10 protein-coding genes, 1 pseudogene and 1 riboswitch are annotated in these 12,776 nt (G+C 71.8%); of the genes and pseudogenes, 8 read left to right on the plus strand and 3 right to left on the minus strand.

What is annotated here, in order from left to right; translation table 11 throughout:
- The first annotated feature begins 5 nt into the window (after positions 1-5).
- Complete coding sequence (locus ACFV1W_RS01540) at positions 6-1,043, plus strand: MazG family protein (RefSeq protein ID WP_380411841.1); 1,038 nt, start codon at positions 6-8, stop codon at positions 1,041-1,043.
- Positions 1,044-1,058: 15 nt separating this feature from the next.
- Here the strand turns inward: ACFV1W_RS01540 and ACFV1W_RS01545 are convergent, their stop codons facing one another.
- Positions 1,059-1,484, minus strand: coding sequence for an SDR family NAD(P)-dependent oxidoreductase (locus ACFV1W_RS01545; protein ID WP_380411843.1), 426 nt, complete (start codon positions 1,482-1,484; stop codon positions 1,059-1,061).
- A gap of 266 nt (positions 1,485-1,750) precedes the next feature.
- Here ACFV1W_RS01545 and ACFV1W_RS01550 point away from each other — a divergent pair, with 266 nt between their 5' ends.
- The 7 genes from ACFV1W_RS01550 to ACFV1W_RS01580 all read left to right on the plus strand — a co-directional run bounded on the left by ACFV1W_RS01550 (position 1,751) and on the right by ACFV1W_RS01580 (position 9,801).
- Positions 1,751-3,052, plus strand: coding sequence for a cytochrome P450 (locus tag ACFV1W_RS01550; RefSeq protein WP_380411846.1), 1,302 nt, complete (start codon positions 1,751-1,753; stop codon positions 3,050-3,052).
- Between the two features lie 210 nt (positions 3,053-3,262).
- Positions 3,263-3,431: riboswitch (cyclic di-AMP (ydaO/yuaA leader) on the plus strand.
- A gap of 5 nt (positions 3,432-3,436) precedes the next feature.
- Positions 3,437-4,228, plus strand: coding sequence for a transglycosylase family protein (locus ACFV1W_RS01555; protein WP_380411849.1), 792 nt, complete (start codon positions 3,437-3,439; stop codon positions 4,226-4,228).
- 264 nt (positions 4,229-4,492) lie between these two features.
- A complete protein-coding gene (gene eno, locus ACFV1W_RS01560; RefSeq protein WP_380411851.1) occupies positions 4,493-5,779 on the plus strand; it encodes a phosphopyruvate hydratase in 1,287 nt (428 codons plus the stop codon).
- A gap of 134 nt (positions 5,780-5,913) precedes the next feature.
- On the plus strand, positions 5,914-6,417 hold the full coding sequence (locus tag ACFV1W_RS01565; protein WP_380411854.1) for a septum formation initiator family protein: 504 nt from the start codon (positions 5,914-5,916) through the stop codon (positions 6,415-6,417).
- Positions 6,389-7,066, plus strand: coding sequence for a DUF501 domain-containing protein (locus tag ACFV1W_RS01570; protein ID WP_380411856.1), 678 nt, complete (start codon positions 6,389-6,391; stop codon positions 7,064-7,066). The genes ACFV1W_RS01565 and ACFV1W_RS01570 overlap by 29 nt, the downstream gene beginning before the upstream one ends.
- Before the next feature lie 2 nt (positions 7,067-7,068).
- Positions 7,069-8,004 carry an exopolyphosphatase gene (locus tag ACFV1W_RS01575; protein WP_380411895.1) on the plus strand — a complete coding sequence of 312 codons (936 nt, stop codon included), beginning with the start codon at positions 7,069-7,071 and terminating at the stop codon, positions 8,002-8,004.
- A 429-nt stretch (positions 8,005-8,433) separates the two neighbouring features.
- A complete protein-coding gene (locus tag ACFV1W_RS01580; RefSeq protein WP_030290818.1) occupies positions 8,434-9,801 on the plus strand; it encodes an NAD(P)/FAD-dependent oxidoreductase in 1,368 nt (455 codons plus the stop codon).
- Between the two features lie 255 nt (positions 9,802-10,056).
- Here the strand turns inward: ACFV1W_RS01580 and ACFV1W_RS01585 are convergent, their stop codons facing one another.
- Positions 10,057-12,612, minus strand: a complete 2,556-nt coding sequence (locus ACFV1W_RS01585; protein WP_380411858.1) for an ABC transporter permease — start codon at positions 12,610-12,612, stop codon at positions 10,057-10,059.
- A gap of 47 nt (positions 12,613-12,659) precedes the next feature.
- Positions 12,660-12,776: pseudogene (locus tag ACFV1W_RS01590) on the minus strand (ABC transporter ATP-binding protein); the annotation flags it as partial.

Consider the following 12,776-nt stretch of genomic DNA (forward strand, 5'->3'; position numbering starts at 1 on the left):
GAGGTGTGACGACGAACGCTGTGCCGACGGACGCTCCGGGCGCGAAGCTGATCCTGCTGACCACCACCCACCGGGTGGCACCCGGGCTGCTGGCCTGGCCGGCCTGGGAGGTGCTGCGCTCCGCGGGGCGGGTGCTGGTCGCCGACGAGGGGCATCCGCAGGTGGCGGCGGTGCGGCAGGCCGGGGTGACGGTCGAGGCGGTGCCGGCCGGGTCGGCGCCGGCCCTGGCGCGGCTGCTGACCGGGCAGCCGGCCGACGCCGGCCCGACGGTGTGGCTGGGCGGACCGGACGGGGACCCGGGGCTGACGGACGCGCTGGCCCGCCTCGCGGTGGAGCACGCCGGCGAGGTGCCGGAGATCGAGGTGCTGCCGGGCTCGTACGACCTGCCGGGGGCCCGGCTGCTGGACCTCGTCTCGGTGATGGACCGGCTGCGCTCGCCCGGCGGCTGCCCGTGGGACGCCGAGCAGACCCACGAGAGCCTGGTGAAGTACCTGGTCGAGGAGGCCTACGAGCTGGTCGAGGCGATCGAGGAGGGGGACCGGGCCACGCTGCGCGAGGAGTTGGGCGACGTCCTGCTGCAGGTGTTCTTCCACTCCCGGATCGCCGAGGAGCACCCCACCGAGCCGTTCACCGTCGACGACGTGGCCGGGGACATCGTGGACAAGCTGGTGTACCGGCACCCCCACGTGTTCGGGGACGCCGAGGCCGGGGGCGCCGCCGAGGTGGAGGCGAACTGGGAGCAGCTGAAGGCGGCCGAGAAGGCGGACCGGGAGTCCGTCCTGGACGGCGTGCCGGCCGGGCTGCCCGCACTGGCGTACGCGGCGAAGCTGGTGTCCCGGGTCCGCCGGGCGGGCTTCACGGAGGTGCCGGACGAGCCGTACGAGCTGCCGGCCGAGCTGACCGCGGAGTCGGCGGGCCGGCTGCTGCTCGCGGTGGCACAGCGGGCGCACGACGCCGGGGTGGACGTGGACGCGGCGCTGCGCTCGGCCGCGCGCGGCTACCGGGACGCGGTGCGCGCGGCCGAGGGGCTCGAACCGCAGTAGGGCGGGACGGCAGGGTCAGGCGGCCGTGGCGGCGCTCTCGGCGGGGCGCCGCTGCGGCGGCACGAGTTCGCCGATGGCCTCGCCGATCAGGGCGACCAGTTCGGCGAGGCGCTCCAGGTCGAGGTGGTCGGGCAGGTCGGCGAGGGAGACGACCCGCTCGCCCTTCGGGCCGGCGACGCAGAAGAGGTCGATGGGACCGAGGTGCTTCTCGGCGGTGTCGACCAGGGCGGCGACGTCGCTGGGCCGGCGGATGTCGCCGCAGACGCCCACCACCGGGCAGCCCGGCCGGTCGAGTTCGGCGGCGAGATCCTCGGCGATCCCGACGTGCTGGTCGGCGATCAGCATCCCGGCGGCGCCGGCCGCGGTGAACCGGCGGGCGAGGTCGGCTCCCGAACCGCCGTCGAGTACCGCGATGACGACGACTGCTCCGCTGACCCGCATGGTCTGCTCCTCCCTGTGGACGACACCGCACCGGCGCCCACGCGTACTGCGGAGGATCGTAGGCACGTCCTGACCCTCCGCAACAGGGATTACCCCGCAGGTGACCAGGCTCACGCCTGCCGCCCGGCCAAGAGCTGTCCAAGGGCTGTCCACGGGGCGTCCACGGAGTGTTGGCGTGCCGCTCACGGGCGGTTCGCGAACCGGTGACGCGGCGGCGGCCCCGGAGGTCGTCCGGGCGCGTCGGGTCCACCGGTTACGGTCGACCCATGCCAGCTCAGCCCGACGGCGCCCAGCCCGCCGCCCAGCCCGCCCCGCAGCTCTTCACCTGGGAGTTCGCGGCCGACCCGTACCCCGCCTACGCCTGGCTGCGCGAGCACGCCCCGGTGCACCGCACCGAACTGCCGAGCGGGGTGGAGGCCTGGCTGGTGACCAGGTACGCTGACGCCCGGCAGGCGCTCGCGGACAGCCGGCTGTCGAAGAACCCGGCGCACCACAGCGAACAGGCGCACCGCACCGGCCGGGTGGGCATCCCGGGGGAGCGGCAGGCGGACCTGATGACCCACCTGCTGAACATCGACCCGCCGGACCACACCCGGCTGCGCCGCCTGGTGTCGAAGGCGTTCACCCCGCGCCGGGTGGCCGAGTTCGCGCCGCGGGTGCAGCAGCTGACCGACCGGCTGATCGACGGCTTCGCGCAGCGCGGCTCGGCGGACCTGATCCACGAGTTCGCCTTCCCTCTCCCCATCTACGCGATCTGCGACATGCTCGGAGTTCCGGCCGAGGACCAGGACGACTTCCGCGACTGGGCCGGAATGATGATCCGCCATGGAGGCGGCCAACGCGGCGGCGTCGGGCGGGCGGTGAAGCGGATGCGGGCGTACCTGCTGGAGCTGATCCACCGCAAGCGGGCCGACCTCGGCGACGACCTGATCTCCGGTCTGATCCGGGCGAGCGACCACGGTGAGCACCTGACCGAGAACGAGGCCGCGGCGATGGCCTTCATCCTGCTCTTCGCCGGGTTCGAGACGACGGTCAACCTGATCGGCAACGGGACGTACGCGCTGCTGCGCAACCCGGACCAGCGGGCGCTGCTGCAGGAGTCGGTGGCGCGCGGCGAGACGGCACTGCTGGAGACCGGGATCGAGGAACTCCTGCGCTACGACGGACCGGTGGAGCTGGCGACCTGGCGGTTCGCGACCGCGCCGCTGACCATCGGCGGGGTGGAGATCCCGGTCGGCGACCCGGTGCTGGTGGTGCTGGCGGCGGCGGACCGCGACCCGGCCCGGTTCGCCGACGAGAACACCCTCGACCTGGCCCGGAGCGACAACCCCCACCTGGGGTTCGGGCACGGCATCCACTACTGCATCGGGGCCCCGCTGGCCCGGCTGGAGGGGCGGTCCGCGCTGGCCACCCTGCTTTCCCGGCTGCCCGATCTGCGGTTGGCCGAAAGCCCGGAGAACCTGCGCTGGCGCGGTGGCCTGATCATGCGCGGATTGCGCGAACTTCCGGTCGAATTCAGTCCCGAGCCACGCTCGCCGCACGCCCTCCCTGAGCGTCCGACACACTGATGTGACGTCGTATTCCGCGCGGTGACAGCAGTATGAACGGCCATCAAACCGGACAAAGCCCAGCTGTTGGTAGGCGATCGAACACGGGCCGTGATTTTTGTGTGATGTCGGCGATATGAGCTTGTGATCGGTCTGAAGATCTGTCTAGTCTCCCTGGAGTTCGCAGCTGCGGACCTCGTGCGCGGAACGCCGAATCCTGCCCGCCGCGCCACGGGAAACCGACCAGACCCTGGGCAGGGGCGGGGGAACCAGGTTTGTTGCCGTTCCTCCAACGGCTTGGGGTGAAGCCGCCCGAGCGGAATCGTTTCCGCCGCCGGCGGCCGGGCCACCTCCCGGTCCGAACCCGACAGCTCACCTCGCAGGCGTGCGGAGAGGGACCTCTTCATGCTGCTCGTTGGATCTGGCCGTCATCGTCGTCGCACCCAGGCCGAGAAGGCGATCGCCGTCGCCGGTGTGGCCGGCGTCGGACTCGCGCTGCCGCTCCTCACCGCCACCGGCGCCTCCGCCGCCCCGGCCTCCGCCTGGGACTCCGTCGCCCAGTGCGAGAGCGGCGGCAACTGGAGCATCAACACCGGCAACGGCTTCCACGGCGGCCTGCAGTTCACCCCCAGCACGTGGAAGGCGTACGGCGGCACCGCCTACGCGCCGCAGGCCGACCAGGCCAGCCGGGCGCAGCAGATCTCGGTCGCCGAGAAGGTGCTCGCCTCGCAGGGCCCGGGCGCCTGGCCTGTCTGCTCCAAGAAGGCCGGCCTGAGCAAGGGCGGCGCCCCGGCGGCCGTGGACACCTCCTCGGACACCAAGGCGCAGTCCGCCCCCAAGCAGCAGGCGCCGAAGCAGGCCACCAAGGCCGCCCCGAAGCAGCAGGCCCCCAAGGCCGCCCCGAAGCCGGTCCAGCAGTACGCGCCGAAGCACGCCGCGCCGAAGAAGGCCGAGCAGCCGGAGACGCAGCCGGCCCAGCAGTACACCCCGAAGCACGCCGCCCCGCGCGCCGCCCAGCCGGCCCCTGCCCCGCAGACCGGCCACGACTACACCGTCCGCTCCGGTGACACCCTGTCGGGCATCGCCGCCGCCCAGGGCGTGTCCGGCGGCTGGCAGGCGCTGTACGACGGCAACCGCGGCACCGTCGGCGGAGACCCGAACCTGATCGTGCCCGGCCAGGTCCTCCACCTCGGCTGAGACCCTTCGAGAGGGGCCGACCGACCGGTCGGCCCCTCTCGACCGCCTGCGCCCTCCTTCGTCCGTCTTCGTCCGCCCCGGTGGGACAAGCTGGGACAAGCAGGTGAACTACCGGTGGGTAGAGGGGCTCACACGCTGAGACGGAACCGAGGTCGACGTGGTCCCGGGAGTCCGGGCGGTTAGGCTCTGGTCGTAACGACTCCGCAATCCTCCGGCCGACAGCGTCACCGTCAGCCGGACCCTGCTTCCGCAAGGAGATGCTTCGTGCCGTCCATCGATGTCGTCGTAGCCCGTGAGATCCTCGACTCCCGCGGCAACCCCACGGTCGAGGTCGAGGTCGGCCTCGACGACGGCAGCACGGGTCGTGCCGCTGTTCCGTCGGGTGCCTCCACCGGCGCCTTCGAGGCGCTGGAGCTGCGCGACGGTGACAAGAACCGCTACTTCGGCAAGGGCGTGGAGAAGGCCGTCCTGGCCGTCATCGAGCAGATCGGCCCGGAGCTGGTCGGCTACGACGCCACCGAGCAGCGCCTGATCGACCAGGCCATGCTCGACCTGGACGCCACCCCGGACAAGTCCTCGCTCGGCGCCAACGCCATCCTGGGCGTCTCGCTGGCCGTCGCGCACGCCGCCTCCGAGGCCAGCGACCTGCCGCTGTTCCGCTACCTGGGCGGCCCGAACGCGCACGTCCTGCCCGTCCCGATGATGAACATCCTCAACGGCGGCTCGCACGCGGACTCCAACGTCGACATCCAGGAGTTCATGATCGCCCCGATCGGCGCGGAGTCCTTCTCCGAGGCCGTCCGCTGGGGCGTCGAGGTCTACCACACCCTCAAGGGCGTGCTGAAGGAGCGCGGCCTGTCCACCGGCCTCGGCGACGAGGGCGGCTTCGCGCCGAACCTGGACAGCAACCGCGAGGCCCTGGACCTCATCACCGAGGCCATCCAGAAGGCCGGCTACGTGCCGGGCCGCGACGTCGCGCTCGCCCTGGACGTCGCCGCCTCCGAGTTCTACAAGGACGGCGCCTACCAGTTCGAGGGCAAGGCCCTGTCGTCCGCCGAGCTCATCGAGTACTACGCCGAGCTGGTCGCCGCCTACCCGCTGGTCTCCATCGAGGACCCGCTGGACGAGTCGGACTGGGACGGCTGGAAGGCCATGACCGTCAAGCTGGGCGACAAGGTCCAGCTGGTCGGCGACGACCTGTTCGTCACCAACCCGGCCCGCCTGGCCAAGGGCATCGACACCGGCACCGCCAACGCGCTGCTGGTGAAGGTGAACCAGATCGGTTCGCTGACCGAGACCCTGGACGCCGTCGAGCTGGCCCAGCGCAACGGCTACCGCTGCATGATGTCGCACCGCTCCGGCGAGACCGAGGACGTCACCATCGCCGACCTGGCCGTCGCCACCAACTGCGGCCAGATCAAGACCGGCGCCCCGGCCCGCTCCGAGCGCGTCGCCAAGTACAACCAGCTGCTGCGCATCGAGGAGATCCTCGACGACGCCGCCGAGTACGCCGGCCGCGGCGCCTTCCCGCGCTTCCGCGCTGCGGAGTAGTGAGCACAGCAAGCACGAGGGCTGAAAACCCTGGGGCCGACGGCCCCCGGTAGCGCAAGCCTGACCGGTGCCCCGCCGCACACCCCGTAGGGTGGTCGGCGGGGCACCGTCGCGACCAGGAGGGGAAACGGGAGATGGCTGGCTGGAGGATCCCGGGCTTGGCGGCCCGGCCCCGGTTCACGAGCCGGGCGACCGTACTCGTCCTGGTGCTCTGCTCACTGGTGGCGATCCTGGCCTACCCGACGCGGCAGTTCATCTCCCAGCGTGCCGAGATCACCGCCCAGCGGGCGAAGGCCGACCACGTGCGCCAGCAGGTCGAGCAACTGCGCCGGGACAAGGCCCGCTGGCAGGATCCGGAGTACGTCAAGGCGCAGGCCCGCGCCCGGCTGCACTACGCGGTGCCGGGGGAGACCCCGTACATCGCGGCGGACCCGTCCGGTGCGGCCGCCCAGCCGTCCGCCTCCGCCACCCCGGCCGGCCCCTCCGCCGCCGCGGCGGGCCGGCCGGACGCAGCCAAGCCCTGGTACGCCAGCATCTGGGACTCGGTGGACGCCGCCGACACCGCCGCGCTGGCCCCCGCGACCCCCCGTCCGCTCCCCCCGTCCCCCGTTGGAGACCCCGCCCCCCATGACCACTGAGAACCACCCCGCCGTCTCCGACGCCGACGTCGCGGCCATCGCCGCCCAGCTCGGCCGGGTGCCGCGCGGCCTGCGCGCCGTGGCGCACCGCTGCCCCTGCGGCAACCCCGACGTCGTGGAGACGGCCCCCCGCCTGCCGGACGGCACGCCGTTCCCCACGCTGTACTACCTGACCTGCCCCAAGGCCGCCTCGCTGATCGGCACCCTGGAGGCGGAAGGCGTGATGAAGGACCAGACCGCCCGGCTCGCCGAGGATCCGGAGCTGGCCGCCGCCTACCAGAAGGCGCACGAGGACTACATCGCCCGGCGCGACGCGATCGAGGTGCTGGAGGGCTTCCCGAGCGCCGGCGGCATGCCGGACCGGGTGAAGTGCCTGCACGTGCTGGTCGGCCACTCGCTGGCGGCCGGCGAGGGCGTCAACCCGCTCGGCGACGAGGCGATCGGCATGCTGGAGGACTGGTGGGCCAAGGGCCCGTGCGTCTCCCCGGCCGAGGTCCAGGCGGCTGGCGAGCGGGTCGCCCGCAACCGCGCCAAGGAGCAGGACCACGAGGCCGTGATCGCGGCCAAGCAGCAGAAGACCGCCGAGCGGGCCGCCAAGCGTGCCGCCGAGGAGTCCGCGGCCTCCGCGGCGGAGCAGGAGTCGGAGTGACCATGACCCGTGTGGCCGCGATCGACTGCGGCACCAACTCGATCCGGCTGCTGGTCGCCGACCTCGACCCGGAGACCGGCGAGATCATCGACCTCGACCGCCGGATGATCATCAACCGGCTGGGCCAGGGCGTGGACCGGACCGGCCGGCTGCACCCGGACGCGCTCGCCCGCACCTTCGCGGCCTGCCGGGAGTACCGGGAGATCATCACCGGCTTCGGCGTCGGCCCGGAGCGCACCCGCTTCGTCGCCACCAGCGCCTCCCGGGACGCCGAGAACAGCGACGAGTACGTCAAGGGAGTGCGGGACATCCTGGGTGTCGAGCCGGAGGTGGTGAGCGGCGAGGAGGAGGCCCACCTGTCCTTCGTGGGTGCCACCAAGGAGCTGACCGGCGGCCAGTTCCCGGCGCCCTACCTGGTCTTCGACCTCGGCGGCGGCTCCACCGAGTTCGTGCTCGGCGGGGCGGACGTGCAGGCCGCGCGCTCGGTGGACATCGGCTGCGTGCGGCTGACCGAGCGCCACTTCGGCGGCGCCGAGCTGCCCTCCGAGGAGCAGATCGCCGAGGCCCGGGCGCACGTGCGGGCCGAGCTGGACAAGGCCGAGGAGGTCGTCCCGCTGACCGGCGCGGCCACCCTGGTCGGCCTGGCGGGGACGGTCACCACGGTCTCCGCGATCGCCCAGGACCTCCCCGGGTACGACTCGGCGCGCATCCACCACTCCCGGCTCGGCCGCGAGCGGGTCGCGGAGATCGCCCGCCGGCTGCTGTCCGCCACCCACGCCGAGCGCGCGGCCATCCCCTCGATGCACCCGGGCCGGGTGGACGTGATCGCGGCCGGCGCGCTGGAGCTGCTGGAGATCATGGACCGGACCGGCGCCGCCGAGCTGGTCGTGAGCGAGCACGACATCCTGGACGGCATCGCCTGGAGTACGGCCTCCTGACGCCATGCAGGGCCTTACCGAACCGGCCCCGGCTCCCCGTTGCGGGCGCCGGGGCCGGGGCGCGCCCGGGCCGGGCGGAAAAAGTTCGTGAATTTCTTCACATGACGAGTCGGCCGTTCGCCCCGCCCCGCCGCCCGCTACGTCCGAATTGTGGGACCGAAGGCCTGCTGTCGATCAGGCCCGTTGGATCGCAGGTCAGGCCTCGGTTGAGGTTTGAAAATCGAAATCACGAGCGGGAACCCGGGCCCTGTGCGGATCGTTGCTGCTCAGCCGGGTAGTGCTCCGGCGCACGTTCACGAGGGGCTGTCGGAGGCCGTGAGCCGGTGCGCCGGTGTCGTTTTTGTGGGCGCGGAGTGTAGCACGGGGTGTCCACGAGCTTGTGACCGGGCTCACGAAGGCTGCTCCGGACGGTGCTGGATACTTTCGGATATGAGCACCACGGAGCGTCCTCGCATCCTCATTGTCGGCGGTGGTTACGTCGGCCTGTATGCCGCGATGCGCATCCTCAAGAAGATGCGTTACGGCGAAGCGACCGTCACGGTCGTGGACCCGCGGTCGTACATGACGTACCTGCCCTTCCTCCCCGAGGCGGCCGGCGGCAACGTCGCGCCCCGCAACCTCGTCGCGCCGCTGCGCAAGACCCTCAAGCAGGCGGAGGTGCTGACCGGGTCCGTCACCGGCATCGACCACGCCCGCAAGGTCGCGACCATCCAGCCGGCGGCCGGCGACAGCTACGAGCTGCCCTTCGAGTACCTGGTCGTCGCGACCGGTTCGGTCTCCCGCACCTTCCCGATCCCGGGTCTGGCGGAGAACGGCATCGGCATGAAGACGGTCGAGGAGGCCATCGGCCTCCGCAACCACGTCATGGCCCAGCTCGACAAGGCCGAGTCCACCTCGGACGAGGAGGTCCGCCGCAAGGCCCTGACCTTCGTCGTCATCGGCGGCGGCTTCGCCGGCATCGAGACGGTCGCCGAGATCGAGGACATGGCGCGCGACGCGTCGAAGCTGTACAAGACGGTCAGCCGCGACGACATGCGCTTCGTCGTGGTCGAGGCCGCCAACCGCATCCTCCCCGAGATGGGCCCGGACCTCGGTCTGTGGACCAAGGAGAAGCTGGAGGAGCGGAACATCGAGGTCTACATCGAGACCTCGATGGACTCGTGCATCGACGGCCACGTCATGCTGAAGAACGGCATGGAGATGGACGCCGCCACCATCGTGTGGACGGCCGGCGTGAAGCCGAACCCGGTGCTGGCCAACTTCGGCCTGCCGCTGGGCCCGCGCGGCCACGTCGACACCGCGCCGACCCTGCAGGTCCAGGGCTTCGACTACGTCTGGTCCGCCGGCGACAACGCCCAGGTTCCGGACCTCGCCGCCGGCGAGGGCGCCTGGTGCCCGCCGAACGCCCAGCACGCCTGCCGCCAGGCCGTCGTCCTCGGCGACAACGTCATCTCCGGCATGCGGGGCTTCCCGCAGAAGGAGTACAAGCACAAGAACCTGGGTGCGGTCGCCGGTCTCGGCCTGCACAAGGGCGTGGCGATCCTCTTCGGCAAGTACAAGCTGAAGGGCCGTCCGGCCTGGTGGTTCCACCGCCTGTACCACGGCGCGATGGTGCCGACCTTCAACCGCAAGGTCCGGGTCTTCACCGACTGGACCCTCGCGATGTTCCTGAAGCGCGAGGCGGTGGGCCTCTCCCAGATGGAGAACCCGCAGCTTCCGATCCAGGAGGTCACGCCGCCCACCAAGCCCGTCGAGGCCGCCAAGCCGGCCGCCGACAAGGAGCTCGCCAGCAAGTAAGCGACTGGACCCCGGTGTGGGAGCGCCGGGGTATGAGTCGGAGGCCCTCCGCCCGGCAGTGTCGCCGGACCACGACCTCCGTGGTGCTCAGCCGGCCGTGCGACCGGGCGGAGTACAGCAGTAGAAGAGCCCCTGCCGAAACCCTCCGGCAGGGGCTCTTGCCGTGTCCCGGGACGGCCCCCACGGGTCCGCCCCCGGCCACGGGTCCGCCCCCGGCCGCGGGTGCGACCGGGGGCGGGAGCCGGTGGCGGGGCGTCAGTCCGTCTTGATGCTGTCCAGGATGTCCAGCCTGGCCGCCCGGCGGGCCGGCCAGATCGCGGCCACCAGGCCGACCAGTCCGGCCAGGCCCAGGAACACCGCCAGCTGGCCGTACGGCACGACGGTGGTCAGGCCGGCCAGGCTGGACTTCAGCGTCCCGTTGACTGCCCAGGCGATGAAGCAGCCGAGCAGCAGGCCGATCCCGGCGCCGAAGAGCGAGATCACCACCGACTCCAGCCGGACCATCCGCTTGATGCCGCGGCGGTCCAGGCCGATCGCCCGCAGCATCCCGATCTCGCGCTTGCGCTCGAAGACCGACATGGCCAGTGTGTTGATCACCCCGAGGACGGCGATCAGGACCGCCATGCCCAGCAGGCCGTACATCAGGTTCAGGGCGAAGGTGATGACCTGGCTGAAGTCGTCCCGGACGTCCTGCTTGGACTTGACCTCGATCACCGGGTTGGCGCCGGTGGCGTCCTTGAGCGCCTGCTTGAGCTCGGCGGTGGCGCCGTCCTTGCCCTTGACCAGCACGTCGGCGACGTACGGCTTCGGGTCGTGCTTGGCGATCTCACTGTTGGCCAGCAGGACCGGGCCGAGCATGCCGCCCTTCTCGTACACGCCGCCGACGGTGAGCGGGCCGGCGGACCCGTCCGGGAAGGTGGCGGTCATCGTCGAGCCGGTGGTGACGTTGAACTTGGTGGCGACGTCCTGGTCGACCAGCAGCTGGCCCTTGCCGAGCGCGTCGGCGGAACCGCTGGTCAGCTTGATCTCGGCGAGCTGCTCGAAGGCGGCCGCGTCCAGGCCGCTGATCGCCTTCGAGGTGCCGTCGAGCTTCCAGTAGGCGGAGGTCATCGGCGAGGAGGCCGCGACCCCGGGGGCCTTGGCGATCTGGGCGGGCACCTGCCCGGACAGGTTCATGCCGTTGGCGGTCGAGACGATGTAGTCGGCCTTCATCGACTTGGTGACGGCCCGGTCGATGGTGTCGCCGATCGAGGTGCCGAGCACGGTCAGGCCCGTGACCAGGGTCAGCCCGATGGTGAGCGCGGCGGCGGTGGCCGCGGTGCGGCGCGGGTTGCGCACCGCGTTCTGCTGGGCGAGCTTGCCCGGGGTGCCGCCCAGCGCCCGCAGCAGCGGGCCGAGCAGGGCGACCACCGGGCGGGAGAGCAGCGGCAGCAGGACGAACACGCCGATCAGGGCCAGGAAGGCACCCGCGCCGACCGGCAGCCGGCCGGTGTCGTTGCCGGTGGAGGCGCCGTAGCCGATCAGCGCCAGGCCGCCGCCGGCGAGCACCGAGCCGATGGTGTTGCGGACCACCAGGCTCTTCTGGCTGGTCGGCTGGTCGCCGCTGCTCATCGCCGCCACCGGCGCGATCCGGGCGGCGCGCACGGCCGGCAGCAGGGCGGACAGGACCGTCACCAGGACGCCGACCACGAGGGTCACCACGACGGTGAACGGCTTGATCACCAGCGAGCCGTTCGGCATGTTCTCGTTCAGCGAGCCGATCAGGGACTGCATCCCGGCGCCGATCCCGATGCCCGCCAGCAGACCGGCCGCCGCGGAGACGGTGCCGATCACCAGCGCCTCGATCAGCACCGAGCGGGTCACCTGCTTGCGGCTGGCGCCGATCGCCCGCAGCAGCGCGAGCTCCTTGGTGCGCTGGGCGACCAGCATGGTGAAGGTGTTGGCGATGATGAAGATGCCGACGAAGAGCGAGATGAAGGCGAAGACCAGCAGCATGGTGCGCATGCTGTCGGTGCCCTGGGTGATCTGCGCCTGCTCGTCCGCCTGCAGCTTGGTGCCGGTCTCGACGTCGAACTGGTGGCCGGTCACCTTCGGCTCGACCTGGGCGAGGAGCTCGTCCTGGGAGGTGCCGGGCTTCGCGGTGAGCACGATGCTGCTGTAGCGGCCGGGCTCCAGCAGCGTCTGCTGGGCGGTCGCCTTGTCGAACAGGGTGAGCGTGCCGCCGGTGTTCACCACCGGGTCGTCGGTGGTGAAGATGCCGGTGAGCTTCGCCTCGATCACCGGTCCGTTGGCGGCCACCCGCACGGTGTCGCCGACCTTGTAGCCCGCCTTGTCGGCGGTCTTGCGGTCGAGGGCGATCTCCTTGGCGTTCTTCGGGCCCTGGCCCTCGGCCATCGGGTAGCGCGGGTCCTTGCCGTCCTGGCCCGGCGCGAAGTTGGCGCCCTTGGCGGCCCAGACCTGGCCGATCAGGTCGCCCTTCTTGTCGGCGACCCCGGTGAAGCCGCCGGCCACGCCGCGGGCACCGGCCGCGCCCGGCAGCGAGGCCAGCTGCCGGACGGTCTCGTCGGTGAGCGTGGCGGAGCCGCTCTCGCTCTTCTCCCTGGCGGAGGCGCGGGAGCCGGCCGAGCGGTCGACGACCTGGACGGCGACGTCCGAGTAGCTCTTGGAGTTGCTGTCCCGCAGGGCCTTGCCGAAGGTGTCGGAGAAGACCATGGTGCCGGCGACGAACGCCGTGCCGAGCATGACGGCCAGCGCCGTCATCAGAAGTCGGCCCTTGTGGGCCAGCACGTTGCGCAGTGCGGTGCGATACATGAGGTGTCCTGGGGAGGTTCGAAGGCGTCGGGCGTACGGGCCGGGTGTCAGCTGGTGCGGCCCTTGGCCTCGAAGCGGCGCATGCGGTCCAGGACGGTGTCGGCGGTGGGGGCGTGGAGTTCGTCGACGATGCGGCCGTCGGCGAGGAAGACGACGCGGTCGGC

The sequence above is a fragment of the Kitasatospora sp. NPDC059648 genome, from assembly GCF_042734825.1.
In the GTDB taxonomy this organism is placed as follows: domain Bacteria; phylum Actinomycetota; class Actinomycetes; order Streptomycetales; family Streptomycetaceae; genus Kitasatospora.